This window comes from Azospirillum melinis (assembly GCF_013340935.1).
GTDB lineage: Bacteria > Pseudomonadota > Alphaproteobacteria > Azospirillales > Azospirillaceae > Azospirillum > Azospirillum melinis.
In genome coordinates, this window is sequence record NZ_WHOS01000046.1 from 1 (window position 1) to 26,906 (window position 26,906).

Annotated in this window: 20 protein-coding genes; 13 read left to right on the forward strand and 7 right to left on the reverse strand. The window is 69.2% G+C overall.

Annotated elements, in window-relative coordinates:
* Window positions 1–2,218, forward strand: a 2,218-nt coding sequence (locus GBZ48_RS26140) for a mechanosensitive ion channel family protein (protein WP_174473700.1), incomplete at its 5' end; no start/stop codon positions are given.
* Here GBZ48_RS26140 and GBZ48_RS26145 read toward each other — a convergent pair.
* A complete protein-coding gene (locus GBZ48_RS26145; RefSeq protein ID WP_174473701.1) occupies window positions 2,215–3,144 on the reverse strand; it encodes a LysR family transcriptional regulator in 930 nt (309 codons plus the stop codon). The two genes, GBZ48_RS26140 and GBZ48_RS26145, sit on opposite strands and share 4 nt — an antisense overlap.
* A 139-nt stretch (window positions 3,145–3,283) precedes the next feature.
* Between GBZ48_RS26145 and aptA the strand changes: the two genes are divergently transcribed.
* The gene (gene aptA / locus GBZ48_RS26150; RefSeq protein ID WP_174473702.1) at window positions 3,284–4,651 is read left to right on the forward strand and encodes an omega-aminotransferase AptA; all 1,368 of its coding nucleotides are present in this window, start codon (window positions 3,284–3,286) and stop codon (window positions 4,649–4,651) included.
* A 90-nt stretch (window positions 4,652–4,741) separates the two neighbouring features.
* Window positions 4,742–6,241, forward strand: coding sequence for a CoA-acylating methylmalonate-semialdehyde dehydrogenase (locus GBZ48_RS26155; RefSeq protein ID WP_174473703.1), 1,500 nt, complete (start codon window positions 4,742–4,744; stop codon window positions 6,239–6,241).
* A 79-nt stretch (window positions 6,242–6,320) separates the two neighbouring features.
* On the opposite strand, the gene GBZ48_RS26160 is transcribed toward GBZ48_RS26155, so the two are convergent.
* Window positions 6,321–6,992: a TetR/AcrR family transcriptional regulator gene (locus tag GBZ48_RS26160; protein WP_174473704.1), complete on the reverse strand. Its 672-nt coding sequence runs from the start codon at window positions 6,990–6,992 to the stop codon at window positions 6,321–6,323.
* 78 nt (window positions 6,993–7,070) lie between these two features.
* Between GBZ48_RS26160 and GBZ48_RS26165 the strand changes: the two genes are divergently transcribed.
* Window positions 7,071–8,213 carry an FAD-dependent oxidoreductase gene (locus GBZ48_RS26165; protein WP_174473705.1) on the forward strand — a complete coding sequence of 381 codons (1,143 nt, stop codon included), beginning with the start codon at window positions 7,071–7,073 and terminating at the stop codon, window positions 8,211–8,213.
* Between the two features lie 24 nt (window positions 8,214–8,237).
* Here GBZ48_RS26165 and GBZ48_RS26170 read toward each other — a convergent pair whose 3' ends face one another.
* From GBZ48_RS26170 to GBZ48_RS26180, 3 genes are read right to left on the reverse strand one after another with little or no spacing between them, the layout of a single operon-like run.
* Window positions 8,238–8,417, reverse strand: coding sequence for a hypothetical protein (locus GBZ48_RS26170; protein WP_174473706.1), 180 nt, complete (start codon window positions 8,415–8,417; stop codon window positions 8,238–8,240).
* Between the two features lie 8 nt (window positions 8,418–8,425).
* Entirely contained in the window at window positions 8,426–9,568 is a 1,143-nt protein-coding gene (locus GBZ48_RS26175; RefSeq protein ID WP_174473707.1) for a PepSY-associated TM helix domain-containing protein, read from the reverse strand.
* Between the two features lie 40 nt (window positions 9,569–9,608).
* The gene (locus GBZ48_RS26180; protein ID WP_343049675.1) at window positions 9,609–11,780 is read right to left on the reverse strand and encodes a TonB-dependent siderophore receptor; all 2,172 of its coding nucleotides are present in this window, start codon (window positions 11,778–11,780) and stop codon (window positions 9,609–9,611) included.
* Between the two features lie 271 nt (window positions 11,781–12,051).
* Between GBZ48_RS26180 and GBZ48_RS26185 the strand changes: the two genes are divergently transcribed.
* The 8 genes from GBZ48_RS26185 (at window position 12,052) to trxC (ending at window position 22,360) form a co-directional block, all read left to right on the forward strand.
* Window positions 12,052–13,410, forward strand: coding sequence for an efflux RND transporter periplasmic adaptor subunit (locus GBZ48_RS26185; protein WP_174473709.1), 1,359 nt, complete (start codon window positions 12,052–12,054; stop codon window positions 13,408–13,410).
* Window positions 13,407–16,550, forward strand: coding sequence for a multidrug efflux RND transporter permease subunit (locus GBZ48_RS26190; RefSeq protein ID WP_174473710.1), 3,144 nt, complete (start codon window positions 13,407–13,409; stop codon window positions 16,548–16,550). The genes GBZ48_RS26185 and GBZ48_RS26190 overlap by 4 nt, the downstream gene beginning before the upstream one ends.
* 6 nt (window positions 16,551–16,556) lie before the next feature.
* Entirely contained in the window at window positions 16,557–19,682 is a 3,126-nt protein-coding gene (locus GBZ48_RS26195; RefSeq protein WP_174473711.1) for an efflux RND transporter permease subunit, read from the forward strand.
* 113 nt (window positions 19,683–19,795) lie between these two features.
* Window positions 19,796–20,377, forward strand: a complete 582-nt coding sequence (locus tag GBZ48_RS26200) for an RNA polymerase sigma factor (RefSeq protein ID WP_246307462.1) — start codon at window positions 19,796–19,798, stop codon at window positions 20,375–20,377.
* On the forward strand, window positions 20,374–20,817 hold the full coding sequence (locus GBZ48_RS26205) for a hypothetical protein (RefSeq protein WP_174473712.1): 444 nt from the start codon (window positions 20,374–20,376) through the stop codon (window positions 20,815–20,817). The genes GBZ48_RS26200 and GBZ48_RS26205 overlap by 4 nt, the downstream gene beginning before the upstream one ends.
* Window positions 20,814–21,320, forward strand: a complete 507-nt coding sequence (locus GBZ48_RS26210) for a periplasmic heavy metal sensor (protein ID WP_174473713.1) — start codon at window positions 20,814–20,816, stop codon at window positions 21,318–21,320. Before GBZ48_RS26205 ends, GBZ48_RS26210 begins: the two co-directional genes overlap by 4 nt.
* 244 nt (window positions 21,321–21,564) lie before the next feature.
* Window positions 21,565–21,819: a hypothetical protein gene (locus GBZ48_RS26215; protein WP_146208092.1), complete on the forward strand. Its 255-nt coding sequence runs from the start codon at window positions 21,565–21,567 to the stop codon at window positions 21,817–21,819.
* Window positions 21,820–21,895: 76 nt separating this feature from the next.
* Window positions 21,896–22,360 carry a thioredoxin TrxC gene (gene trxC, locus GBZ48_RS26220; RefSeq protein WP_174473715.1) on the forward strand — a complete coding sequence of 155 codons (465 nt, stop codon included), beginning with the start codon at window positions 21,896–21,898 and terminating at the stop codon, window positions 22,358–22,360.
* 20 nt (window positions 22,361–22,380) lie between these two features.
* On the opposite strand, the gene GBZ48_RS26225 is transcribed toward trxC, so the two are convergent.
* Both GBZ48_RS26225 and GBZ48_RS26230 read right to left on the reverse strand, forming a co-directional pair.
* Window positions 22,381–24,450 (reverse strand): methyl-accepting chemotaxis protein, encoded by a 2,070-nt coding sequence (locus GBZ48_RS26225; protein WP_174473716.1) that lies wholly within the window; start codon window positions 24,448–24,450, stop codon window positions 22,381–22,383.
* Between the two features lie 246 nt (window positions 24,451–24,696).
* Window positions 24,697–25,497: an SDR family NAD(P)-dependent oxidoreductase gene (locus GBZ48_RS26230; protein ID WP_174473717.1), complete on the reverse strand. Its 801-nt coding sequence runs from the start codon at window positions 25,495–25,497 to the stop codon at window positions 24,697–24,699.
* A gap of 191 nt (window positions 25,498–25,688) precedes the next feature.
* On the opposite strand from GBZ48_RS26230, the gene GBZ48_RS26235 reads away from it, so the two are divergent.
* Window positions 25,689–26,891 carry a THUMP domain-containing class I SAM-dependent RNA methyltransferase gene (locus GBZ48_RS26235; RefSeq protein ID WP_174473718.1) on the forward strand — a complete coding sequence of 401 codons (1,203 nt, stop codon included), beginning with the start codon at window positions 25,689–25,691 and terminating at the stop codon, window positions 26,889–26,891.
* The last annotated feature ends 15 nt before the right edge of the window (window positions 26,892–26,906 follow it).

Genomic DNA, 26,906 nt, shown 5'->3' on the forward strand with positions numbered 1-26,906 from the left:
TGGTGGGGCGGCGGCGGCGCGGCCGGGCGTCGGCCAAGGGGTCGGCCCGGACCGCGCCGCCGCCTGCCGCGCCGCCAGCGCGGCCGACGGCATGATGATGCTGATGCTCAGCGAGGGGCGCGACCGCATGGCGGGGTTCCGCGGCAAGCTCGCCAAGCGGCTGCGCGCCACGCCCGCGATCCCATCGGCCATCGTCGCCACCCTGAGGACCCAGAGCCCGACCGGCGAGCCCGCCTATTTCCTCCAGGTCATCGCCCTGACCTTCGCCCTGATGGCGGCCGGCCATGGCGTGCAGCATCTGGTCTATCAGCGGCCGGTCGCCCGGCGCCTGCTGCCGCCCCCGGCCGAGCCGAGGCCGGGCGGCTCCATCCTGGCCGCCCGCTTTCCCCGTCTGGTGGCGCACGCGCTGCTGACGCTGGTCGGCATGCTGCTTGCCACGCTGATCGCCTTCGGGCTCGCCACCGCGCTGGTGCCGGAACCGACGCCGATGACCGAGAAGACGGTCATCCTCGCCGGGGCCGGCTATCTGCTGGTCTGGGCCATCGCCCTGTTCTGGCGGCTGGTGATGCCGCCCGGCGCTTCGGCGGATGCCGGGGTGGCCCCGGCGGTGCGCCGGCTGCGGCGCGACCTGACCGCCAGCGGCGCCGTGGGCGTCGCCCTGATGATCGGCACCATCTGGCTGGAGGCGCTGGGCATGCCCTACGACCCGCACGCGGTGCTGGTCGCGCTGTTCGGGCTGCTCACCGTGCTGGCGACGGTCGGCGCGCTCTACGCCAACCGCCGGACGGTCGAGCGCGCCTTCCTGGCCGGGCGGCCGGCGGCGACGGTGGCGCCGCTGGAACGGCTGACCCTGCGCCTGTGGCTTCCGGCGGTCCTGGTCTATTTCGCCTATGCCCTGGCGACTCTGGTCAACCGCCTGATCCTGGGGTGGCCGACCGAGCTGCCGCTGCTGCTCGGCGCCTATGCCGTCGCCGCGGCGATCCTCGCCGTCTATGCCACCGTCACCTATGCCACCGAATGGCTGTTCCACCATCGCCGCACCCTGTGGCGGCCGCTGGAGGAGAGCCGGGAGGGAGCGGCGGACGGCGACGGCCTGTTCCCCGACACTCCCAGGCCGGCGACCATCGACAGCTACGAGGCGCTGGCCCGGCGGGTGGCCGGCATCCTCGCCGCCGCCGCCGGGGTGGCGGTAACCCTGTCGGTGTGGAACGTGCCGCGCATGCACGGCGATGCGGCGGACAAGCTCATCAGCATCATGACGGTCTGCCTGATCGGCTACGTCGCCTATCACGGCGTCCGCATCTGGATCGACCGCCGGATCGCCGAGGAGGGTCCGACCCCCGGCGTCATTCCCGGCGACGAGGGCGGCGGCCACGGCTCGGCCAGCCGGCTGGCGACGCTGCTGCCGCTGGTGCGCAACTTCATCCTGCTGTCGATTATCGGCGCCATCCTGCTCAGCGTCCTGATGGATCTCGGCGTCAACATCGCGCCGCTGTTCGCCGGGGCGGGTGTGGCCGGCATCGCCATCGGCTTCGGCGCGCAGACGCTGATCCGCGACATCTTCTCCGGCGCCTTCTTCCTGATCGACGACGCCTTCCGCAAGGGCGAATACATCGAGATCGGCGCCATCCGCGGCACGGTGGAGAAGATCTCGGTGCGCTCCATGCAGCTGCGCCACCATCGCGGCCCGCTGCACACCGTTCCCTTCGGCGAGATCCACCAGCTGACCAACTATTCGCGCGACTGGGTCATCATGAAGCTGCCGCTGCGCATCACCTACGACACCGACGTCGAGAAGGTGCGCAAGCACATCAAGCAGCTGGGACAGGCGCTGCTCGACGACCCCGATCTGGGGCCGAAATTCCTCCAGCCGCTGAAATCGCAGGGCGTCATCCAGATGGAGGATTCCGCGATGATCCTCCGCGTCAAGTTCATGACCCGGCCCGGCGACCAGTGGGAGATCCGCAAGCGGGTCTATCAGGAACTCCACGCCCTGTTCCGCCGCGAGGGCATCCGCTTCGCCAATCGCGAGGTGACGGTCCGCTTCGCCGGCGAGGCGACGGCGACCAGCGCCACCGGCGATCCCACTGGCGGCGATCCGGTGACGATGCGGATCGGCGAGGAGGAACGCACCCTGGCCGCCGGCGCCGTCCTGCACGCGCTGGGCGAGGACGTGCCGGACACCAAGGCCGCAGCCGGACGGCGCCTGAAACCTTAAGCGTCCTCCCCGTCCCCGCTGCCGCGCAGGACTTCCAGGAAGCGGTCCAGCACCAGATTGGGCTGGGCGCCCTTCTTGGTCACCACCTGGAACTCCAGGGCATGGCGGTAGATGCCGGGCAACAGCGCCCGCATCATGCCGCGCTCGACCCATTGCCGCGCGTAATGGATGGGCAGGAACCCGACATAGCATCCGGTCAGGATCAGGAACGCCACCCCCTCGCGGTCGGTGGCCGTCGCGGTGTTGTTCAGCTCGTGCGGGAGCTGCGCCTGGGTCGGCGCCACCGCGTCGGCCGCCTCGACATCCTCCCGCGTCACAGCACCCGGCACCGCCCCGTCCTCGGGACGGTCGAACAGCGGATGGCCGTCGCCGCAATAGAGCAGCGATTCCTCGCTGTAGAGCGGCAGGCCGGCCAGCCCCGGCAGACCGCGGCGGACCGGGACGACGCCGACATGCAGCTGCCCGTCCAGCACGCCGCGCTCGATCTCGTTGGGCGGGATCATGCGGATGTTGACCCGGACCTCCGGCGCCAACTGCTTCAGGCCGCGCAGCGCGTGGGTCACCCGCATCTGCGGCATGGTGACGAGGTTGTCGGTGATGCCGATGTTCAATTCGCCGCGCAGCCGGCGATGGACCGTGTTGATCTCGCTGCGGAAGCTCTCTGTACTGGCGAGCAGGCGCAGCGCCGCCTCATAGGCCAGCCGCCCCTCCTCCGTCAGCCGGAACCCCGCCCGTCCGCGCCAGCACAGCGTCAGGCCGAGCCGGCGTTCCAGATCGGCCATATGCTGGCTGATCGCGGCGCGGCTGATGTTCAGCTCCACCTCGGCGGCGGAGAAGCCGCCGCACTCCACCACCGTCCGGAACACGCGCAGCAGCCGGATGTCGGCGTCGCTGATCGGGGCCATCGACCGGGCCGGCTTGCTCATTCTGGTCCCCGGAAAAGTTAAGCGAATGCTTACGTGAAGTTCTTCCACTTTGGATTTGATGGCAACTGCGAACCGCTCACACTGGCTGCCGAACGCGCCCCTGACAATGCGCCCCCCAATCGAACCGGGAGAACAGCGGATGGCCCCCCTCGACAACGACCACGCCCATGCCGACGCCCTGGGCACGGCTGCCGGACTGACGCGCGAGGAGCTTGACGCGCACTGGATGCCCTTCACCGCCAACCGCGAGTTCAAGAAGAACCCGCGCATCATGACGAAGGCGGAGGGCGCCTGGTACTGGGACGCGCAGGGCCGCAAGATTTATGACAGCCTGTCGGGCCTGTGGTGCAGCGGCGCCGGCCATTGCCGCCGCGAGATCGCCGACGCGGTGGCGCAGCAGATCGCCACGCTCGACTACAGCCCGGCCTTCCAGTACGGCCACACCGCCGCCTTCAAGCTGGCGCACAAGCTGGCCTCGATGACGCCGGCCGGGCTGGACCATGTCTTCTTCGTCAATTCCGGGTCGGAGGCCGCCGACACCTCGCTGAAGATGGCGCGGGCCTACTGGCGGATGAAGGGGCAGCCGGCCAAGACCAAGCTGATCGGCCGGGTGAAGGGCTATCACGGCGTCAATTTCGGCGGCACCAGCCTGGGCGGCATCGTCGGCAACCGCAAGCTGTTCGGCACCGGCGTCGATGCCGACCATTTGCCGCACACCCTGCTGCCGCAGAACCTGTTCACCAAGGGCATGCCCGACGAGGGCGCCCATCTGGCCGACGCGCTGGAGGATCTGGTGGCGCTGCACGACGCCTCCAACATCGCCGCGGTGGTGGTGGAGCCGATGGCCGGATCGGCCGGCGTGCTGCCGCCGCCCAAGGGCTATCTCCAGCGCCTGCGCGAGATCTGCACCAGGCACGGCATCCTGCTGATCTTCGACGAGGTCATCACCGGCTTCGGCCGCATGGGCACCGCCTTCGGCGCCGATTATTTCGGCGTGGTCCCCGACATCATGAACGTCGCCAAGGGCCTGACCAACGGCGCCGTGCCGATGGGCGCCGTGGTCGCCAGCCGCGAGATCTACCAGACCTTCATGGACAATGGCGGCCCTGAATATCTGGTGGAGTTCCCGCACGGCTACACCTACTCCGCCCACCCGGTCGCCTGCGCCGCCGGCCTCGCGGCACTGGAGCTGTTCGAGCGCGAGAAGCTGGCCGACAAGGCGGCGGCGCTGATGCCGCATTTCGAAGATCTGATCCACGGGCTGAAGGGGCTGAAGAACGTCGCCGACATCCGCAACTGCGGCCTTGCCGGCGCCGTCACCATCGCGCCGCTTCCGGGCGAGCCGGCGCGCCGGCCCTACGAGATCGCCATGAAGTGCTGGGACGCCGGCTATTACGTGCGCTACGGCGGCGACACCCTGCAGTTCGGTCCGCATTTCATCAGCGAGCGCGAGGATCTCGACCGGCTGTTCAACGTCGTCGCCGACGCGATCCAGGCGACCGCGTAACGGCGCGCCATCGGCGCGGCCCCCTCCCCGCACAACGGGGGACGGGGGGCCGCGCACCCCGCACATCGAACTCTCCCCAGGAAGCGCTCCATGCCCATCGTTCCGCACCTGATCGGCGGCAAGACCGACGCCCCGGCCGACAGCCGCACCGCCGACATCGTCAATCCCGCCACCGGCGAGATCGCCGGTCAGGTGGCGCTCGCCAGCCGCAAGACGGTCGAGGAGGCGATATCCGCCGCCGAGGCCGCCTTCCCGGCCTGGCGCGCGACGCCGCCGGCCAAGCGCGCCCGCGTCATGTTCCGCTTCAAGCAGCTGCTGGAGGAGAATGCGCAGCGCGTCTGCGCGCTCATCACCCAGGAACACGGCAAGGTGCTGGACGATGCCTTCGGCGAGCTGACCCGCGGCATCGAGAATGTCGAATATGCCTGCGGCGTGCCGGAGCTGCTGAAGGGCGAGTTCTCCAAGAATGTCGGCCCCAGCATCGACAGCTGGTCGGAGTTCCAGCCGCTGGGCGTCGTCGCCGGCATCACCCCCTTCAATTTCCCGGCGATGGTCCCGCTGTGGATGTACCCCATCGCCATCGCCTGCGGGAACACCTTCATCCTCAAGCCGTCGGAGCGCGACCCGAGTGCGGCCCTCTATGTCGCCCAGCTGGCCGAAGAGGCCGGGCTGCCGCCGGGCGTGCTGAACGTCGTCAACGGCGACAAGGAGGCGGTGGACACGCTGCTGACCGACCCGCGGGTGCAGGGCGTCAGCTTCGTCGGTTCCACCCCCATCGCCGAATATGTCTACGCGACCGCCACCGCACACGGCAAGCGGGTGCAGGCGCTGGGCGGGGCCAAGAACCACGCCATCGTCATGCCCGACGCCGACCTCGACAATGCGGTCAGCGCGCTGATGGGGGCGGCCTACGGTTCCTGCGGCGAGCGCTGCATGGCGATCTCCGTCGTCGTCGCGGTGGGCGACGAGGTGGCCGACCGGCTGCGGGACAAGCTGTCGGTGGCGCTCCGCGACCTCAAGGTCGGCGCCGGCACGTCCGCCGGCTGCGAGATGGGGCCGCTGGTCACCCGCGCCCATTACGAGAAGGTGAAGGCCTACGTCGACCAGGGCGTCGCCGAGGGCGCCGAGTTGGCGGTGGACGGCCGCGGGCTGGTGGTGCCCGGCCATGAGAACGGCAATTTCCTGGGCGGCTGCCTGTTCGACCGCGTCACCCCGGACATGACCATCTACCGGGAGGAGATCTTCGGCCCGGTCCTCTGCCTCGTCCGGGTCAGGACGATGCAGGAGGGCATGGACCTGATCGACGCCCACGAATACGGCAACGGCACCTGCCTGTTCACCCGCGACGGCGAGGCCGCCCGTTATTTCAGCGACATGATCAAGGTCGGCATGGTCGGCATCAACGTGCCGCTGCCGGTTCCGGTCGCCTATCACAGCTTCGGCGGCTGGAAGCGGTCGCTGTTCGGCGATCTGTCGGCCTATGGCCCGGACGGCGTGCGCTTCTACACCCGCCGCAAGACCGTGACCCAGCGCTGGCCGGCCGGCGGCGTCCGCGAAGGCGCCCAGTTCGCCTTCCCGTCGATGAAGTGAAGATCTGTCAGTAAAATCGAGCGGCGGTGAGGACGGCAAGACGCCGCCTCGCCGCCGCTCCACGGTTGACTTGACAGCACTACCGCGCGGGTTTCGCCCCCGCCAGGATCAGGTCGAGGCCGGCGAGGAACGCCTCCCGCTCGTCATGCGTCCGCACCTGCTCCGCCAGCAGGTGAACGAACGGGTATTTCGCAGGGTCGCGCCGGGTCCAGCGCTCGACGATTGCAGCAAGGACCGCCGGCCGCTCCGATGCGTGGAACTTGTGGCGCGCGGCGGCCGCGGTCTGCGCGGCGGTGCCCAGGAGATACTGGACGAACGCCGACACGCAGTGGAAAAGCGACGCGCGCGGAACGCCCAGCAGATCGAACTGCGCGCTGCTGCGCTCGAAAACCTCCACCATGGCCGGCTGCCACGGTTCCCGCGCGAGCTGGGTGCCGACCCATGGGTGCGCCTCGATGGCGTCGAAGACGCTCAAGGCGATGGCGCGCAGGGCGTCCGCCGGATCGCACCCGCCCGCGATGTCGCCCAGCGCATGCGAAAGCACGGTCTCGGTTGCCGCGGAAAGCAGCGCGTCCTTGTCCGGTATATGCCAGTAGATCGCCCCGCTTCCGGTCGACAGCCGGTTCGCCAGCGCGCGGAAGGTCAGGGCGCGCTCCCCCTCCTCATCGAGAAGCCCAATGGCGGACGCAACGATCCGCTCCTTGGAAAGCGCATCCTCCCGCCGCTCGGGAGTCTTGGGTCTTGGTTCCATGTCTCATCTTGACATGCCTGGAACGATGTTCCAATGAATTGTCATGGAACGCCGTTCCAGAGCAGGGAAGAGAGCGCGATGGAGCAAGCCGTCGTCATCATCGGTGCTGGATTGGGTGGACTGACGCTGGCCCGCGTCCTCCATGTCCATGGCATCTCCTCAACCGTCTACGAGGCGGAGCCGGGGCCCGAAAGCCGGACCCAAGGCGGCCAGCTCGACATCCACGACCACAACGGCCAGCTTGCACTCGCAGCCGCCGGCCTCACCGAGGCGTTCCGGTCGATCATCCACGAGGGCGCCGAGGCGACGCGCGTGCTGGACCGCACCGGCGCCGTGCTCCTCGACATGCCCGACGACGGACAGAACAGGCGTCCAGAAGTCCTGCGCGGCGATCTGCGCAGGCTGCTCCTCGACTCCCTGCCGGAGGGCACGGTGCGGTGGGGCAGGAAACTCACCGGTGCCTTGCCCCTCGGCGACGGGCGGCACGAGGTCGTGTTCGCGGATGGAAGCCGTGCCACCGCCGGCCTTCTCGTCGGGGCGGACGGCGCATGGTCCAGGGTGCGGCCGCTGCTGTCCGATGCCACGCCCCGCTATGCCGGCGCGACCTTCATCGAGACGTACCTTCACGATGTGGACAGCCGGCATCCCCGGTCCGCCGCGGCGGTCGGCGCCGGAGCGATGTTCGTCCCGGCGCCGGGCAGAGCCATCTTCGCCCACCGGGAGGCCGGCGACGTGCTGCATGTCTATGTGGAGCTGAAGCGGCCGGCGGAATGGTTCGCCGGGATCGACTTCGACGATCCGGCGGCGAAGGGGATTGTCGCGGCGGAGTTCGACGGCTGGGCGCCGGAACTGACCGCCCTCATCACCGGAGGCGACACGCCGCTGGTTCCCCGCATGGTCCACACGCTTCCCATCGGACACCGATGGCGGCGGGTTCCCGGCGTGACGCTGCTGGGAGATGCCGCGCACCTGATGCCGCCGTCCGGCGAAGGCGCCAATCTGGCGATGCTGGACGGCGCGGAACTGGCCGGTGCCCTGGTTCGGCATCCCAAGGACATCGAAGCGGCGCTTGCCGCCTATGAGGAACCGATGTTCGCCCGCGCCGCCCAGGAGGCCGTGGACGCCCATCGGATGCTGGAGCTTTGCCTTGGTGACGACGCGCCGTCGGGCTTCATCGCCATGATGAGGAGCGTGTCAGACCCGGATCGGCAGCCGTCATGATGGGAAACAGGCTTACGGCTCGCTTCAGAGGCTTGCCGACCGGCCCGGCCACTGCCGCCACAGCTTGACGGCGCAGACGGCCAGCGGCACCGACAGGGTCACCCAGCACAGCCAGTCCCAGATGCCGTCGCCCAGGATGGCGGCGGACAGCCCGACAGCGGACAGCACGGCCAGCGCGGCCGGAATGCGCCAAACCCCGCTCATGCCCCCGCTCATGCCTTGCTCCCCAGCTTGGCGCCGGACGCGCTGCTCCTGTCGGACGCCGCGCGCGCCCGCGGCCGTTTCAGCCAGACGACGAAGCCGGTCACCGTCACCACGCCGGTGACGATGGTGAACAGCGCCCAGATGATCTGCAACGGCAGCCCGCCGTAATCGCCGAAATGGAACGGCCCCGACAGCATCAGCACCGTCATGTACCAGGGCGTGCCGGCCGCCTCGGCGACCACGCCGGTCTCGGCATCGACCAGGGCGACGCTGAGCAGCCGCTGCGTCAGTTCGGTGTGGCCGCGCACCAGCACGCTGAAATGGCGGCTGCCGGCATATTCGTTGCCGGGATAGGCGATGAAGGCGAGGTCCTTGCCGGGGAAGGCGGCCAGCCCGGCCGCGGCCACCTGGTCGATGGGCACCGCCGGTCCCGTCATCGGTTCCGGATGGCGGGCGGTCATCGCCGCCAGCTCGGTCTTCTGCCAATAGCCGGTGATCAGCGGCGAGAAGGACAGGATGGCGCCGGTCAGCCCGACGACGAAGGCCCAGACCAGCGTCGCCACGCCGAACAGATTGTGCAGGTCGATGTTGCCGATGCGCGTCCCCCGGCCGAAGCGCAGGATGCCGAAGGCCAGCTTCTTCATGAAGGGGCCGTAGACGACCAGCCCGCTGACCGTGCTGACCACGAACAGCAGCCCCATCACCCCGACGAACATCTGGCCGGCGAAGCCGGTGAACAGGTCGACATGCAGCTTCAAAAGGAAGCCGACCAGCGTCTCCTCCGGCTGCTTCAGCATCTGGTTGGCCCCGGTGAAGCCGTTCAGCACCACCCAGCGCCCCAGATCGAAACCGCTCTCCTCCGGCTTGCCCAGATAGATGTAGTTGACCGCCTTGTCCTCCGGATCGAAGGACAGCATCTTCGGCACCAGCGTCGGGTCGGCCTTCTGCGCGATGTCGACCAGCGACTGGAGCGGCAGGCGGGCCTGCCCCTCCGTGTAGCTGCTGTCGAGATCCTCCCCCATCAGATGCTGGATCTCGTGGTGGAACACCAGGATCAGCCCGGTCACGCAGAGGATCAGCAGGTTCGCCGAACAGATCAGGCTGGTCCAGCGGTGGACGAGGCGCCAGCCCCGCAGGCTCGCAGGCGTCATGACGGCTTCCTTTGCCAATGGGGAAGGGACGGCACGGGATTTACCAGCGGTAGCGCAGGCCGGCAGTCACCGTCCGCCGATAGCCGTAGGCGCACCAGTCGCCGTAGTAGCAGGAGGCGACATACTCCTTGTCGAACAGGTTCTTGCCGTTGACGGTGACCTCCGCCCCCTGGAGCTTGGACGACAGCGCCCCCAGATCGTAGGACACGGTGGCGTCGACCAGGGTGAAGGACGGCACCTTGAAGGTGTTGGCCGTGTTGGCCGTGCTGCCGGTGTAGCGCAGGCCGGCGCCGACGCCGAGGCCGGTCAGCGCGGTGCCTTCCGGCATGTGGTACATCGCCCAGGCCGACGCCTGATGGCGCGGCACCGCGGCCAGGCGCTTGCCCTCCAGCCCGTCATTGTCCTTGGTGTATTTGGTGTCGAGGTAGGTGTAGGCGCCGATCAGCTCCAGGTCCTTGGTGACGCCGACCTTGGCCTCCAGCTCGACGCCGCGCGACCGCGCCTCGCCGCTCTGGATGGAGAAGCCGGGGTGGGCGGGGTCGCTGGTCAGCAGGTTGCTGCGGGTCAGGTCGAACGCCGACACGGTGAACAGGCTGTTCAGGCCGGGCGGCTGGTACTTCACACCGACCTCGTACTGGGTCCCCTCCTCCGGCTTGAAGGGCTTGCCGCCGAAAGCGACGCCGCTGCTGGGCGTGAAGGATTCGGCATAGCTGACATAGGGGGCGATGCCGTTCTCGAAGACGTAGGTCAGGCCGGCGCGGCCGGTCCAGGCCTGATCGGACTGGGTGCTGCTGCCCGACGCGGTGGTCGAGGTGGTCTTCGCCCAGTCGCGGCGCCCGGCGACCGTCAGGATGAAGCCGCCCAGCTTCATCTGGTCCTGGAGATAGACGCCGGTCTGGCGACCGTCGATGTCGGTGCGGTAGACCGCCGGCGGGGTGACGGCGATGCCGTAGACCGGGTTGAAGACGTCGATGGACGGCGCCATCCCGAAGCCGGCGGTGTAATGGCCGTCCAGCCGCTGGTGATCGACGCCGGCCAGCAGGGTGTGGCCGACCGGGCCGGTGGAGAATCGCCCTTCGATCTGGTTGTCGAAGGCGTAGGCGTTCATCTCCTCCCGCGAGGTGGCGACGCCGCGGAAGAGGCTGCGGTTGTCGGTGTCGAGGCCGTTGGCGTACAGGCTGTCGTAGGCGACCTTGGCGTTCAGCCAGCGCCCGTTCAGCCGGACGGTCCAAGCGTCGCCCAGCTTCTTGTCGAAGGCGTAGCCGACCGAGGCCTGACGGCGGTCGAACTTCTCGTAATTCGGGTCGCCGTCATAGAAATCGACCGGGATTTTGCCCAGCGGGTTCGCCAGCACCGTGCCCTGCGGCGGGATGCCGCCATAGGAGTTGCCCTTCGGGTCATGCTGGTAGAAGCCCAGCAGGGTCAGGCTGGTTTCGGCATCCGGCCGCCAGGTGAAGGACGGGGCGACGGCGATGCGCTCGTTCTCCGTCATCCGGATCTGGCCGTCCTCGCTGAGGCCGACGGCGGTCAGCCGGTAGAGGAACTTGCCGTCCTTGTCGATGGGGCCGGAGAAGTCGGCGGTGCCGCGCCAATGGTTGTCGGTGCCGTATTCGACCCCGACCTCGTTCAGCGCGGTGGCGGTCGGGCGCTTGGAAACCTGATTGAGCAGGCCGCCGGCCTGCGCCTGTCCGTACAGCACGGAGGTCGGGCCCTTCAGCACCTCGGCCCGTTCCAGCAGATAGGGGTCGACCTGCGAGGCGGCGTAATAGAGCGACTGGAGCTTCAGCCCGTTCAGATAGGTGTCGGCGTCGAAGCCGCGGATCTTCAGCTGGTCATAGCGGGTCGCCACCGCACCGCGCGTCTCGGCGGTGACGCCGGAGGTGTAGCGCACGATCTGGTTCAGCGTCTGGGCGTTCTGGTCGCGGATCTGGTCGGCCGGAATGACCGAGATCGACTGCGGCGTCTCGATCAGCGGCGTGTCGGTCTTGGTGCCGGTCGCCTGCTGGTTGGCGACATAGCCGGTGACCGGCGACAGCGCCGTCTCCCCCTGCCCGGTCACCGTCACCGCCGGCATCTGCACGGCAGCGCCGTCGGCGCCCTGCGCACCGGCAGTCTGTGCCCCCGCCACTGCCGGCACCATCAGCCCGCCCAGCACCATGGCGCCGAACGCCGCCCCCCGCGACACCCGGCCGCCGTCCACTCGTCTCTTCACGTGATTGCCCCCGGCACGAATAAGAATCATTCGCAGTTATCGGCCCTCATAATGCAAATGATTCTTATCTTCAATGCCTATTCGCGTATGTGACGCGACAATCGCGTTCAACCCGTCTCCCGCCCTGAAGAGGGCGCTGAGGACCCTCGAAAAAATCTTCGCCGCCCTCCGACGAATCCGCCCCGCCGCCCCGTATCAAGGATGGACAGAAAGACCAAGGCGGCCGAACACGCCGTCCGGTCGGATGTCGGGACAAGCGTCGGAACAGGTCATGACGATTCGTTGGAAGCCGGTGGTCACCGGCGTTGTTCTTGCCGGACTGGTCGGCGGCGTCGGTTACGCGGTTCAGCAGAAGCTGTCCCCTCCGGCGGCGACCCAACCGGGCGGCCCTCCCGGCGGCGGTCCTCCCCCCGGTCCAGGCGGCCCGCGCAACAGCGTGGTGGCGGTCCAGGCCGGTACCGTGGCGCGCGAGGACGTGCCGATCTGGTTCGACGGCATCGGCACGGTCCAGGCCTTCAACAGCGTCACCGTGCGCGCACGCGTCGACGGCGAGCTTCAGCGCGTCTCGCTCCAGGAAGGGCAGCTGGTCAAGGCCGGCGACCTGCTGGCGACCATCGATTCCCGCCCGCTCCAGGCTCAGCTTGCCCAGGCCCAGGCGAAGAAGGCGCAGGACGAGGCGCAGCTCGCCAACGCGCGGCGCGACCTCGAGCGCAACATGAACCTGAAGGAGTTCGCCTCCCGCCAGTCCGTCGACACCCAGCGCGCCCTGGTCGCCCAGTACGAGGCGCAGATCCGTGCCGACGAGGCGGCCATCGAGGCGGTGCAGGTCCAGCTGAACTACACCACCGTCACCGCGCCGCTCAGCGGCCGCATCGGCCTGCGCAATGTCGACCAGGGCAACGTGGTGCGGGCGAGCGACCAGAACGGCATCGCCACCATCACGCAGATCCAGCCCATTGCCGTCCTCTTCACCCTGCCGGAAAAGCAGCTCCAGGCGGTGCTCGCCGCCCAGGCGCAAGGCATGGTGACGGTGGAGGCGCAGGACCGCGAAGGCCGCCGCGTGCTCGACACCGGCAAGCTGTCGGTGGTGGACAATTTGATCGACAGCGGCACCGGCACCATCCGGCTCAAGGCCGAGATGCCCAACGACCCGCAGAAGCTGTGGCCCGGCCAGTTCGTCAATGTCCGCCTGCTCTCCACCGTCCGCCGCGGCGCCACCACCGTGCCCTCGACCGTGGTGCAGCGCGGCCCCCAGGGCACCTACGCCTATGTGATCAAGGACGATTTGACGGTCGAGCAGCGCCCGATCAAGGTCGCCCGCCAGGAGGAGACCAAGGCGATCGTCGAGGAGGGCCTGACCCCCGGCGAGCGGGTGGTGGTCGACGGCCAGTACCGTTTGCAGCCCGGCTCCAAGATCCGCATCGTCGAGCCCATCGCCTCCGCCGCCCCAACCGGAAGCGCCCCCGCCACCGTCGCACCGGAAGCCGCCCCCGCCAACCGGCCGGCCGGTCAGCCCCAGGACCCGGCGGCGCGCGAGGAACGGCGACGCGAGCGCCAGCAGCAGCGCGAAAACAACGGCGGCGCCCCTCCCGGCCAACCCGGACCGCGTGAGGGACGGCAGCCCTCATGAACATCTCCGCCCCCTTCATCCTGCGGCCGGTCGCCACCGGCCTCCTGATGCTGGCGGTGGTGCTGCTGGGCCTGCTGGGCTACAGCACCCTGCCGATCTCCTCGCTGCCGACGGTCGATTTCCCGACGGTGCGCGTCACCACCCAGCTGCCGGGCGCGGCCCCCGACGTGATGGCCTCCTCGGTCACCGCACCGCTGGAACGGCAGCTCGGGCAGATCGCCGGTATCTCCTCGATGGTGTCGACCAGTTCCTTCGGGCTGTCGGTCATCACCCTGCAGTTCGACCTGACCCGCGACATCGACGCCGCCTCGCAGGACGTGCAGTCGGCGATCAGCGCCGCGTCGGGCACGCTGCCCAAGGGGCTGCCGAACCCGCCGGTCTACGACAAGGTCAACCCGGCCGACACGCCGGTGATGGTGCTGGCGCTGAGTTCGGACAGCCTGCGGCTGGAAACCGTCAGCGACGCCGCCGACACGCTGCTGGCGCAGAAGCTGTCCCAGGTCGACGGCGTCGGCTATGTCGGGATCGAGGGGGGCCTGCGCCCCGCCGTCCGCGTGCAGGTCAACCCGGCCGCCGTCGCCGGCCTCGGCCTGACCTTGGAGGATGTGCGGACCACCATCACCCAGGCCAACGTCAATGCGCCCAAGGGCAGCTTCGACGGCCCGCGCCAATCCTGGTCCATCGGTGTCAACGACCAGATCGAGAATGCCGCCGCCTACCGCCCGATCATCGTCGCCTACAAGAATGGCGGCCCGGTGCGGCTGACCGACATCGGCACCGTGGTCGATTCGGTGGAGAACACCCGGCTCGCCGCGTGGCATGACGGCAAGCCGGCGGTTCTGCTGAACGTGCTGCGCCAGCCCGGCGCCAACATCATCGACACGGTGGACCGCATCCACAAGCTGCTGCCCTCGCTCCAGGCCAGCCTGCCGCCGCAGATCCACATGGCGGTGCTGACCGACCGGACGGAGACCATCCGCGCCTCGGTGGTCGACGTGCAGAAGACGCTGGTGCTGACCGCCGGGCTGGTGGTGCTGGTGATCTTCCTGTTCCTGCGCAAGGCATGGGCGACGGTGATCCCGGCGGCGGCGCTGCCGCTGTCGCTGATCGGCACCTTCGGCATCATGGCGCTGTGCGGTTTCAGCCTCGACAATCTGTCGCTGATGGCGCTGACCATTGCATCCGGCTTCGTCGTCGACGACGCCATCGTGATGATCGAGAACATCGTCCGCTACATCGAGAAGGGCGAGAAGCCATTGCCGGCGGCGCTGAAGGGCGCGCGGCAGATCGGCTTCACCGTGGTGTCGCTGACCCTGTCGCTGATCGCGGTGTTCATTCCGCTGCTGTTCATGGGCGGGGTGGTCGGCCGGCTGTTCCGCGAGTTCGCCATCACGCTGTCCATCGCCGTGCTGGTGTCGGCGGTGATCTCGCTGACGCTGACGCCGATGATGTGCGCCCGCCTGCTGAAGGCGGAGGCCGAAACCAAACCCAACGGCCTGTTCCGCTGGACCGAGCGCGGCTTCGACGCGCTGCTGAACGGCTATGCCGCCTCGCTGCGCTTCGTTCTGCGCCACCAGCCGGCGACCCTGGTCTTCACCATCGCCACGCTGGCCGCCACCCTCTATCTCTACGACGTGGTGCCCAAGGGCTTCCTGCCGCAGCAGGACACCGGCGTCATCATCGGCGTGACCGATGCCGCCCCCTCCATCTCGGTCAAGGCAATGGCGGAGCGCCAGCGCGAGGTCGCCGACATCGTCCGGCGCGACCCCGACGTGGCGGGCGTGGCGAGCTTCGTCGGCACCGGCACGGTCAACGCCACCACCAACACCGGCAACCTGACCATCGCGCTGAAGCCGCGCGACCAGCGCAGCGCCTCGGCGGAGGAGATCATCGCCCGCCTGCGCGCCGCCACCGGCGACCTGAAGGGCGTCTCGCTGTTCATGCAGGCGGTGCAGGACGTGCAGATCGACAGCCGCGTCAGCCGCACGCAATACCAGTACGTGTTGCAGGACGCCGACCCGCGCGAACTGGAAAGCTGGACCCCGCGCCTGCTGGAGGCGCTGCGCGCCCGGCCCGAACTGACCGACGTGGCGACCGACCAGCAGCCGGACGGCTTGCAGGTCTATCTCACCATCGACCGCGACGCCGCCAGCCGCCTGCATGTGCTGCCCCAGGCCATCGACGACACGCTGTACGACGCCTTCGGCCAGCGTCAGGTCTCGACCATCTACACCCAGACCAACCAGTACCGCGTGATCCTGGAGGTCGAGCCGTCCTTCCAGATGGACCCGTCGTCCCTGTCGAAGATCTACGTGAAGGCCAGCGGCGGAACGGTGGTGCCGCTGAACGCCATCGTGTCGGTGGAGCGCAAGACCGCGCCCCTGGTCATCACCCACCAGGGCCAGTTCCCGTCGGTCACCCTGTCCTTCAACGTGGCGCACGGCGTCTCGCTGGGCGCGGCGGTGGCAGCGATCCAGCAGGCGCGCGACAGCATCGGCATGCCCGACACCGCGACCGCCCGCTTCGCCGGCACGGCGGCCGAGTTCCGCGCCTCGCTCGACACCCAACCCTGGCTGATCCTGGCGGCGGTGGTCGCCGTCTATATCGTGCTGGGCGTGCTGTACGAGAGCACGATCCACCCGATCACCATCCTGTCGACCCTGCCGTCCGCCGGCATCGGCGCCCTGCTGGCGCTGATGGCGACCGGCCACGACCTGTCGCTGATCGCGCTGGTCGGCATCGTGCTGCTGATCGGCATCGTCAAGAAGAATGCCATCATGATGATCGACTTCGCCCTGGAGGCGGAGCGCAACCAGGGCATGGCGCCGGAACGCTCGATCTACGAGGCCTCGCTCCTGCGCTTCCGCCCGATCATGATGACCACCATGGCCGCCCTGCTCGGCGCCCTGCCCTTGGCGCTGGAGAACGGCACCGGGTCGGAACTGCGCCGGCCGATGGGCATCGCCATCGTCGGCGGGCTTCTGCTGAGCCAGGTTCTGACGCTCTACACCACGCCGGTCGTCTATCTCTACATGGACCGGCTGGGCAGCCGGCTCGGCCGCTGGCTGCGGCCCTGGCGCCGCAAGGAGGTTGCGGAGCCGGGCAACGACAGCTCGCCCGGCCGGGCGGCGGCGGAGTAGCCGGCCATGGCCTCCCTCAACCTCAATCCCCTGGCTTCGGCAGCGTCGCTCTCCGCCCTGTTCATCCGGCGACCGGTCGGCACCGCGCTGCTGATGGTCGGGCTGATGATCCTGGGGGCGGTGGCCTACCGCTTCCTGCCGGTGGCGCCGCTGCCGCAGGTGGAATTCCCCACCATCATCGTCACCGCGTCCCTGCCCGGCGCCAGCCCGGAAACCATGGCGGCCTCGGTCGCCACGCCGCTGGAACGCCGGCTCTCCCGCATCGCCGGCGTGTCGGAGATGACCTCCAACAGCAAGCTCGGCAGCACCACCGTCGTCGTGCAGTTCGACCTGAACCGCAATGTCGAAGCGGCCTCGCGCGACGTGCAGGCGGCGATCAACGCCGCTGGCGGCGACCTGCCGGCCGATCTGCCGAGCCCGCCCAAGATGCGGCGCATCAACCCGGCCGACGCGCCGGTGATGACGCTCGCCATGACCTCCACCACGCTGGCCCCGGCGGACCTCTACAACCTCGCCGACAGCATCATCGGCCAGCGGCTGAGCCAGATCGAGGGGGTGGCCCAGGTCTCCATCAACGGGGCGGAGAAGACGGCCATCCGCGTCCGGGTGAACGCCGTCGCCGCCGCCAACATGGGCGTCAGCCTGGACTCGATCCGCAGCGTCATCTCCCAGGCCAACGCCAACGGCGCCAAGGGCAGCTTCGACGGCAATCATGAATCCTGGTCCATCGGCGCCAGCGACCAGCTGTTCGGCGCCGACGCCTACCGCAAGCTGATCGTGACCGAGAAGAACGGCGCCACCATCCGGCTCGGCGACCTCGCCGACGTGATCGAGGCGCCGGAGAACAGCCGCACCGCGGCGTGGCAGGACGGCCACCGCGCCATCCTGATCAACATCCAGAAGCAGCCGGGTTCCAACGTGGTGGAGACGGTGGACCGCATCCGGGCGGAGCTGCCGACCCTGCGCGGCTGGATGCCGCCGGGGGTCAGCCTGTCGGTGCGCACCGACCGCACGCCCACCATCCGCGCCTCCATCGACGACGTGCAGAAGACGCTGGCGGTCACGGTGGCGCTGGTGGTGATGGTGATGGCGCTGTTCCTGCGCCGGCTGTGGGCGACCGTCATCCCGGCGGCCTCGGTGCCGCTGTCGCTGGCCGGTACCTGCGGCGTGATGTGGATCGTCGGCTACAGCCTGGACAATTTCTCGCTGATGGCGCTGACCATCTCGGTCGGCTTCGTGGTGGACGACGCCATCGTCGTCATCGAGAACATCGTCCGCCACATCGAAAAGGGTGCCAAACCCTTCGAGGCGGCGGTGAAGGGCGCCCGGCAGGTCGCCTTCACCGTGGTGTCGATCAGCCTGTCGCTGATCGCCGTCTTCATCCCCATCCTGTTCATGGGCGGCATCCAGGGCCGGCTTTTCCGCGAGTTCGCCGTGGTGCTGTCGGTCGCCATCGCCGTCTCGGCGGTGGTGTCGCTGACCCTGACCCCGATGATGTGCGCCCATCTGCTGCAGCCGGAGGCGGAGCGCGGCCCCCCCGGCCGGTTCGCCCGCGCGCTCGCCTGGATCGGCGACCGGCTGTTCGGGCTCTATGCCGGCGGGCTGGACTGGGTGCTGGCCCACCGCCGCACCATGCTGGCGGCGACCTTCGCCATCATCGGCGTCAGCGTCTGGCTCTACGGGCAGGTGCCGAAGGGCTTCGTGCCGCAGCAGGACACCGGCCTGCTGATCGGCTTCAGCGACCCGCCGCCGGACATCTCCTTCCGCGCCATGGTGACGCGCCAGCGCGCGCTTCAGGACGCGGTGGCCGGCGACCCGGCGGTGGAGAGCGTCGGCGGCACCGTCGGCGGCGGCGGTCCCGGCGGCACCTATTCCGGCCAGATCTTCATCGCCCTGAAGCCGAAGGCGGAGCGCGACGACCTCGCCACCGTCACCCAGCGGCTGCGCCAGCGCGCCGGCCGGGTGCCGGGGGTGCAGCTCTACCTGACGCCGGTGCAGGACATCCGCGTCGGCGGCTTCCAGGGCCGCAGCCAGTACCGCTACAGCCTGCAGGATTCCGACATCGCTGCGCTGAATGAGTGGGCGCCCAAGCTGGTCGACAAGATGCGCACCCTGCCGGAGCTGGTCGACGTCGCCAACGACCGCCAGAACGGCGGCATCCAGGCCAACGTCATCGTCGACCGCGACGCCGCCACCCGGCTCGGCGTGTCCTTGAGCGCTTTGGAGTCGACGCTCTACGACGCCTTCGGCCAGCGGCAGGTCTCGACCATGTATCTGGCGCAGAACCAGCACAAGGTGGTGCTGGAGGTCGAGCCGTCCGAAGCGCTCGGCCCAGACGACCTAAAGCGCATCTATGTGAGCGGCCGCAGCGGCATGGTTCCGCTGTCGGCGGTGTCGCGCGTCGTCATCGGCAACCAGGCCGCCAGCATCCAGCACCAGAGCGGTTTCCCGGTCGCCAACCTGACCTTCGACCTCGCCCCCGGCGTCTCGCTGTCCCAGGCGACCGAGCTGATCCAGCGCGCGGCCGAGGACATCGGCATGCCGGCCAGCATCCGCGCCGGCTTCCAGGGCGACGCGCGCGCCTTCCAGCAATCCTCCTCCAGCCAGCCGCTGCTGATCCTGGCGGCGCTGATCACCATCTACATCGTGCTGGGCGTTCTCTACGAAAGCCTGATCCACCCGCTGACCATCCTGTCGACCCTGCCGTCGGCCGGTCTGGGCGCGCTGATCGCGCTGATCCTGACCGGCTACGACCTGTCGATCGTGGCCCTGATCGGCATCATCCTGCTGATCGGCATCGTCAAGAAGAACGCCATCATGATGATCGACTTCGCCCTGGAGGCGGAGCGGACGCGCGGCCTGTCGCCCCTGGAGGCGATCCGCGAGGCCGGGCTGGTCCGCTTCCGCCCGATCATGATGACGACGATGGCGGCGCTGCTGGGCGCGGTTCCGCTCGCCTTCGACTTCGGCACCGGCGGCGAGATCCGCCGCCCGCTCGGCATCGCCATCATCGGCGGGCTGCTGGTCAGCCAGATGCTGACGCTCTACACGACGCCGGTGGTCTATCTGACGCTGGAACGGCTGGCCCTGCGGCGCAACCGCCGCCACGCCATCGCCGCGCCCGCGGAATAGGGGGGCGAAGGATGGGAGCGGTGATACTACTCCGCCTGACAAGATCCCCTCTCCCCCCGAGGAGAGGGAGGTGGCGCCCCCTCGCCCTCTTCGGCATAGTTCTCGCCCACGGCATGAGCGGAGCCCCGGTGGTCGAGGCGAGCGACACGGACGACGAGTTGATGGGCCGCGTGGCCGGCGGCGACGCTGCCGCCTTCGACCGTCTGGCCGCCCGCCACATGCGCCGCGCCGTGGCGCTGGCCCAGCGGATGACCGGCAACCCGTCCGACGCCGACGAGATCGCGCAGGAGGCCTTCCTGCGGGTCTGGCAGCATGCCGGGCGCTGGGACGGAGGGCGCGCCGCCTTCACCACCTGGCTCTACCGCATCGTGATGAACCTCGCCATCGACCGCGGCCGCCGCCCCGGCTGGTCGCCGCTGGAGGAGGCCGGCGACCTGCCCGACCAGACCCCCGACGCGCTGACCCGCATCGCCGAGCGCCAGACCGCCGAGCGCGTCAACCGGGCGCTGGCAGCATTGCCCGACCGCCAGCGCGCCGCCGTCGTGCTGTTCCATCAGGAAGGGCTCAGCCTGCGTCAGGCCGCCGAAATCCTGACCATGGGCGAAAGCGCCTTCGCCTCGCTGCTGGCCCGTGCCCGGGCCGCGCTGAAGACGGCGCTCAGCCCCGACGATCCCGTGGGAGGGAGGATGCCATGACCGACGAAGACTTCCTCCGCCACCTCGACGATTACGGTGCCTCGCCGGAACGCTGGCCGGCGGAACTGCGCGCGGAGGCCGACGCGGCGCTGGCCCGCTCCCCCGCCCTGCGCACCGCCCTGGAGGACGCCGCCGCCTTCGACCGGCTGCTGACGGTTCCGGCAATGCCGGTAGAGGACGCCCGCGTCGCCCGCCTGCTGTCCGCCGTCGGTGCCGCGGCGCGGGCCGTGCCGCAGGAGGGCGTCGTCATGCTGCTGCTCGGCCGGATGCCGCGGCGGAGGGTGGCCGGCTTCTGCGTCGCCCTGCTGGCGCTGGGCTGGCTGACCGGGGGCTGGTTCGCCGGCCATCTCGCCAGCCCGCTTCCCACCGCACCGCGCAGCCAGGAGCTGGCCCTGCTGAACGACGAGGTCGTCACCCTGTTCGACGGAGAGCCCCGATGAACGGCCTCGTTGCCCCCCGCCGCCCGCAGCCCTCCCTCCTGACCCGCCTCCGGCAGGGGATGAGCCTGCGCCGGCTGGCGCTGCTGTCGCTGGCGCTGAACCTGTTCCTGGCCGCCATGCTGGTCGGCACCACCGGCAAGCCGGCCCCCCCGCCCTACCGGCCGATGCCCGACCGCTTCGTCGAGCATGTGGCCGCCGGCATGTCCGATGCCGACGCCGCCCGCCTGCGCGCCATTTTCGAGCCGCTGCGCCCGCGCTATGACGCGCTGACCGAGGATTATCGCGAGGAGGGGCAACGGGTGCGCAGCCTGCTTCAGGCGGAGCCCGTGGATTTCGAGTCCCTGAACGCCGCGATCGCCGCAGCCCGCGCCAAGCGCCGCCTGATCGGTGAATTGACGGAGCAGACCGTGCTGCTCGTGCTGCCCGACCTCTCGCCTGCCGGACGGCTGCGGATGGTCGGAGGATGGGGAACCGCTGGCGCCCCTGTCGCGCCCAAAAAATAGGCAAACCCACTCATCCACAGGCCGGATGCGCCCGCCGGAAGGATGCGGAAGATTCTGTTCGGAGTTTGCGCACACATCTATCCACAGATTCTGTGGAGAAGAAAACCGGCAGAAATTTTATCCACACAAATTCACATTCTATCATCCCCAAGTTTTATCGCCCGCCTTCCCATGGATCCTTGTATCCACCATCGATCCGGCATATCCAAATAACGTGGATCAGCAAGATTGGTGGGGGATCGTCATGATCGGAGATCCGTTTCATCCAAAGAAGGCGACGATCTCTTTGCGCGTTGATCGCCGAATCAAAGATGTCGCCAAGAATTACGCACGCCAGCGGCAGACGCCTTTGGCCGAGGTCATGCGCGACCTCTTGGCCCGCTACGTCGCCGAATGCGCGCGGGAGAATGCCCTGGCGTCCCCGGATCTGTTGAAGGACCGGCCGGCGCAATATGTGGATTTCGCAAAGCTGGAAGGCCTGATGGGCCGGCAGGAGTAGGCGCGCCCGCCTTGAGCGGATGCATCGTCACCCATACATCGACGGTGGACACGCTGCCAGGGGAAGGAGCCCCGCCATGCCGCCCACCGCCAGTTCTTCCACAGGCGCCGACAGCCTTCACGTCGCCTGTCCACATTGCGACACGCTGAACCGCGTGCCTCCCGCCCGGCTCGGCGGCGGCAAATGCGGCCGCTGCGGCAAGGCGCTGTTCGAGGGCAAGCCGGTGGCGCTCGATGCCCGCCGCTTCGCCGCCCATGCCGAGCGTGGCGACCTGCCCCTGCTGATCGACTTCTGGGCCGACTGGTGCGGCCCCTGCCGCGCGATGGCGCCGGCCTTCGCCCAGGCCGCGGCCCAGCTCGAGCCGCAAATCCGCCTCGCCAAGATCGACACCGAGGCCTCGCCGGACCTCGCCGCCCGCTTCGGCATCCGCAGCATCCCGTCCCTGGTCCTGGTCCATCGCGGCCGCGAGATCGCCCGCACCGCCGGCGCCATGCCGCTGCCGGCGCTGGTGGCGTGGGCGAGGCAGGCGCTCGCGCGGTAAGCCGGCGCCCGGTGCGGGCGTTACGCCGCCCGCACCGTCGCGATGAAGGTGCCCACCTCCTTGCGCAGGCGTTCGGCCTCGACGGCCAGCTCCTGCGAAGTGCCGTGGACGCGGCCGGCGGCGTCGCCGGTCTCGTGCACCGCCGTGCTGACGCCGGCGATGTTGCTCGACACCTCTTCGGTGCCCTGGGCGGCCTGGGTCACGCTGGAGGCGATCTCGCGGGTGGCGGCGGCCTGCTCCTCGATGGCGGCGGCGATGGCGGTGGTGATCTCGCTCATGTGGCCGATGGTCTTGCCGATGCTGCCGATGGCCTTCTGGGCGCCGCCGGTGGTCTGCTGGATTTCCTGCACCTTGGCCTGGATCTCGTCGGTGGCCTTGGCGGTCTGGTTGGCCAGCGCCTTCACCTCGCTCGCCACGACGGCGAAGCCCTTGCCGGCCTCGCCGGCCCGCGCCGCCTCGATGGTGGCGTTCAGCGCCAGCAGGTTGGTTTGCGCTGCGATGCCGCTGATCAGCTCGACCACCGCGCCGATCTGCTCGGCGGCCGTGACCAGATCGCGCATGGTGCGGTCGGCGCCGGTGGCGTCGGCCACCGCCTGGGTGGCGATGCGGGTGGAGTTCTCCACCTGCTGGCCGATCTCGGAGATCGAGGCCGACAGCTCCTCCGTCGCGGTGGCGACGGTCTGCACGTTGGCCGAGGCCTGTTCGGAGGCCGAGGCGACGAGCAGCGAGCGCTCGCTCGCCTCCTGCGCGGTGGCGCTCAGCTCCGTCGCGGCGTCGCGCATGCCGGTGGCGGCGTTGGCGACGGTGTCGACGATGCCCTTCACCGTCCGTTCGAAGGTGTCGGCCATCTGCATCATCGACTGGCGGCGCTGGGCGGCGGCCTGCCGCTCGCTCTCCTCCTGCGCCTTGCGCATCCGCTCCATCTCCAGCGCATTCGTCTTGAAGACCTGGAGCGCGCGGGCCAGCGCGCCGATCTCGTCGCGGCGGTCGTCGTCGGTGACGGTCACAGTCAGGTCGCCCTCGGCCAGCCGGCCCATTTCCCGCGTGGTGTTGCCGAGCGGCCGGGTGATCGCCCGCGAGATCGCCCAGGCCAGCAGCAGGCCGAGCAGAACCGCCACAACCGTCACGGCGGTGCCGCGCGCTTCCGCCGCCGACACCTCGGCGGCGGCGGTGACCTCCAGCTGCGACAGGAAGCTGGCGGAATGGTCGCGGATCAGGCCGATCTTGTCGCCGATCTGCTTGCCGGCCTTGCCCAGCGTCTCGCTGTTCAGCGACTTCAGCTGGTCGCTCAGCACGGCGATGCGGTCGATCCCGGCGCCATAGGCCGGCAGCTTGGCGACCGCGTCCGACAGCCTGGCCTTGACCGGGCCGTCGGCGATGCCGTTGCGCAAGCCATCGGCCTTCCCCGTCAGATCGCCCAGATCCTTCCGGATGCGGGTCAGATCCTCCATCTTGGTTTCCGCGACGAACCGGGCGACCAGCACGCGGACCAGCAGGAACTGTTCGCTGACGCCGGCGACCTGCACCGTGCGGTCCAGATCGCCGCCGTCCTTCTCCGCCTTGACGGTCTCGCTCAGCGTGCGGCGGATGTCGGCGCCCAGCGTGTTCACCACCGACGCGACGATGGAATCGCGCTCGGTCCGCGCGGCGACCAGCCGGTCGAACCCGACGGTCAGCGTCTGGTGCAGGCTGGCGATCTCCTGCGCCGCCTGACGGTCGCCCGCATCGGTCATCCGCGCCGTCGCGTCCTCCAGTTTCCGGCGGAACTTGTCCATTTCGCCGCGGAAACGGTCGGCCACCGCGGCAGACCCGCTGGAGACGAACTCCTCCGCCGCCCCCAGGGCGTCGGCCATGTTCGTATCGGCCTCCGCCACCGCCATCGCGACGTGTGACTGCGCCGCATAGCGGCGGAGCGCATCGTCGCTGGACCGCAGGCCGCTCCACGATACCGCCCCCAGCCCGACCAGAAGCGCCAGCGTGACGCCGAAGCCGGTGTAAATCTTGGTCGCCGTGCGCAGGTTGGCGAAGGGACCGGCCTTGGTCGGCCGGGCTGCGGTCTGCTGGCCTGTGCTGGGGTTGGGAGCGTTCATGACTGGGGACCTCGTCTTCTGACCCGACTGCTGGCGGCGCCCCGATCTTTCGAGGGATCGGTTGTCAACGAGCTACCCTACAAGAACAATGCCAAGGTACCATTAACGCTGTGATGTTTTTTTACCCTACGAAATCGATCTATTCCTGGCGCTGCGACACATTCGTCCTCTGCATTTTGCAAAAATCATTGAGATTGCTTTGCATTTTGCCAAAGCTCGACCTTCGCAATTGCGAAAATTTTCCCATTAGTTATAGAACTGACCACCGTTCACCTCTATCGTCTGGCCGGTGATGTATCCGGCAAGCCGATTTGACGCCAGGAACAGGTAGGCGCCGACGCAGTCCTCCGCGGTGCCCAGCCGTTTCAGCGGAATGCGCGCCGCGGTCTGCGCCAGCTTGTCGGCGGTCGAATAACGCTGGTGGAAGTCGGTGTCGATGGTGCCGGGCGACACCGCGTTGACGCGGATGCCGTGCGGCGCCAGCTCCGTCGCCAGCGAGCGGGCGAGGCTGGCCTGGAAGGCCTTGGCGGCGCTGTAGAGCGACGACCCGGCGCTGCCCCCGGTGCGGCCGGAGATGGAGCCGGTGTTGACGATGGCCCCCCTGGACGCGATCAGCGCCGGCAGGGCGCTGCGGCTGGCGACGACCGCCGAGGCGGCGTTCAGGTTGAACTGCTCCTGCAGGAAGCCGTCGTCGATGTCGGCCAGCGCCACCCTGCCCAGCATGGTGCCGGCATTGTTGACCAGCACGTCCAGCCCGCCCAGCCGGTCGACCGCCTGCTCCACCACCGCGCGGGTCTGCCCCTTGTCGGCGAAGTCGCCGGCCAGCCCGATCACGCCGTTCTCCGTGCCGGCCCCCATCGCCGCGGCAACCGCCTCCACCGCCGCCCGGTCGCGGCCATGGATGGCGACGCGGGCGCCGAGCTGGGCGAAGGCCGCAGCCACCGCCGCACCGATGCCGCGGCTGCTGCCGGTGACCAGCACCCGTTTGCCGCGGAACTCCTGCGCCAGCAGGTCGGCGGGCCAGCCGGCAGTCTCGGTGGTGGTCATGTCGAGGATCCTCCCCTGATGTCCGGCCCATCCGATGTTCGGAATCGCAAGCCGGCTTGATTGTTCGTGTTCCAATCCGATCATAGGGACCGGCGGTCCGGCGTCAACAGCCGGGCCCTCGCGCCGGCGACATCCAGCCGTTTTGCGAGAATCCTGTCGATGGAACCCGGCCCTTCGGGCTATGTAGGCGCATGAACACCGACCCGACCAGCCCCGCCCAGCCTTTCGAGATTTTCCTGGTGGCCGCCCCCGGCCTGGAACCCGTGCTGTGCGCGGAGGCCAGCGACCGCGGCTTCACAAACCCCACCATGGTGAAGGGCGGGGTGACGGTCACCGGCGGCTGGCCGGAGGTCTGGCGCGCCAATCTGGAACTGCGCGGCGCCACCCGCGTGCTGGCGCGCATCGCCAGCTTCCGCGCCCTGCATCTGGCCCAGCTGGACAAGCGCGCCCGCCGCGTTCCCTGGGCCGAGATCCTGCGCGCAGACGTGCCGGTGCGGGTCGAGGCCTCCTGCAAGGCGTCGCGCATCTACCATGCCGGCGCCGCCGCCCAGCGCATCGAGCGCGCCATCGCCGAGGAACTCGGCGCTCCCATCGTCAAGGCAGCACCCAAGAAGACCGGAAAGTCCGCCGACCGGGACGCTCCGGAGGAAGACACCCGCCCTTTGGAGATCACCGTCCAGATCAAGGCGCGCATCGACGACGACCTCTGCACCATCAGCGTCGACAGCTCCGGCGAGTCGCTGCACAAGCGCGGCCACAAGGAGGCGGTCAACAAGGCGCCGATGCGCGAGACGCTGGCGGCCCTGTTCCTGCGCCAGTGCGGCTATGACGGGCGCGAGCCGGTGCCTGTGGTGGATCCGATGTGCGGCTCCGGCACCTTCGTCATCGAGGCCGCCGAGATCGCCGCCGGCCTGAAGCCCGGCCGCTCCCGCTCCTTCGCCTTCGAGCAGCTCGCCACGTTCGACCCCGCCCGCTGGCAGGACCTGCGCGGCAATGCCACGGTGACGCCGCCCGCGGTCCGCTTCTACGGCAGCGACCGCGACGCCGGCGCCATCACGATGAGCCGCGCCAACGCCGAGCGGGCCGGCGTCTGCGCCTGGACCGACTTCGCCCACCACGCCATCAGCGACCTGACCCCACCGGAGGGCCCCCCCGGTCTCGTCATCGTCAACCCGCCCTACGGCGCCCGCATCGGCGAGGGCAAGTCCCTGATCCCGCTCTACCACGCCATGGGCCAGACGCTGAAGACGCGCTTCGCCGGCTGGCGCGTGGGCATCGTCACCAACGAGGCCGCCCTGGCGAAGGCGACTGAACTGCCCTTCAAGGAGGGCGGGGTGTCGGTGTCGAACGGGGGGATCAGGGTGACGCTGTATCAGACGGGGGTGTTGGGGTGAGCGCATCCTCTATTA

Coding starts and splice junctions, on each gene's coding strand:
- GBZ48_RS26145 (WP_174473701.1), bottom strand. CDS start 3,144: ATGAGCAAGCCGGCCCGGTCGATGGCCCCGATCAGCGACGCCGACATC.
- aptA (WP_174473702.1), top strand. CDS start 3,284: ATGGCCCCCCTCGACAACGACCACGCCCATGCCGACGCCCTGGGCACG.
- GBZ48_RS26155 (WP_174473703.1), top strand. CDS start 4,742: ATGCCCATCGTTCCGCACCTGATCGGCGGCAAGACCGACGCCCCGGCC.
- GBZ48_RS26160 (WP_174473704.1), bottom strand. CDS start 6,992: ATGGAACCAAGACCCAAGACTCCCGAGCGGCGGGAGGATGCGCTTTCC.
- GBZ48_RS26165 (WP_174473705.1), top strand. CDS start 7,071: ATGGAGCAAGCCGTCGTCATCATCGGTGCTGGATTGGGTGGACTGACG.
- GBZ48_RS26170 (WP_174473706.1), bottom strand. CDS start 8,417: ATGAGCGGGGTTTGGCGCATTCCGGCCGCGCTGGCCGTGCTGTCCGCT.
- GBZ48_RS26175 (WP_174473707.1), bottom strand. CDS start 9,568: ATGACGCCTGCGAGCCTGCGGGGCTGGCGCCTCGTCCACCGCTGGACC.
- GBZ48_RS26185 (WP_174473709.1), top strand. CDS start 12,052: ATGACGATTCGTTGGAAGCCGGTGGTCACCGGCGTTGTTCTTGCCGGA.
- GBZ48_RS26190 (WP_174473710.1), top strand. CDS start 13,407: ATGAACATCTCCGCCCCCTTCATCCTGCGGCCGGTCGCCACCGGCCTC.
- GBZ48_RS26195 (WP_174473711.1), top strand. CDS start 16,557: ATGGCCTCCCTCAACCTCAATCCCCTGGCTTCGGCAGCGTCGCTCTCC.
- GBZ48_RS26200 (WP_246307462.1), top strand. CDS start 19,796: ATGAGCGGAGCCCCGGTGGTCGAGGCGAGCGACACGGACGACGAGTTG.
- GBZ48_RS26205 (WP_174473712.1), top strand. CDS start 20,374: ATGACCGACGAAGACTTCCTCCGCCACCTCGACGATTACGGTGCCTCG.
- GBZ48_RS26210 (WP_174473713.1), top strand. CDS start 20,814: ATGAACGGCCTCGTTGCCCCCCGCCGCCCGCAGCCCTCCCTCCTGACC.
- GBZ48_RS26215 (WP_146208092.1), top strand. CDS start 21,565: ATGATCGGAGATCCGTTTCATCCAAAGAAGGCGACGATCTCTTTGCGC.
- trxC (WP_174473715.1), top strand. CDS start 21,896: ATGCCGCCCACCGCCAGTTCTTCCACAGGCGCCGACAGCCTTCACGTC.
- GBZ48_RS26225 (WP_174473716.1), bottom strand. CDS start 24,450: ATGAACGCTCCCAACCCCAGCACAGGCCAGCAGACCGCAGCCCGGCCG.
- GBZ48_RS26230 (WP_174473717.1), bottom strand. CDS start 25,497: ATGACCACCACCGAGACTGCCGGCTGGCCCGCCGACCTGCTGGCGCAG.
- GBZ48_RS26235 (WP_174473718.1), top strand. CDS start 25,689: ATGAACACCGACCCGACCAGCCCCGCCCAGCCTTTCGAGATTTTCCTG.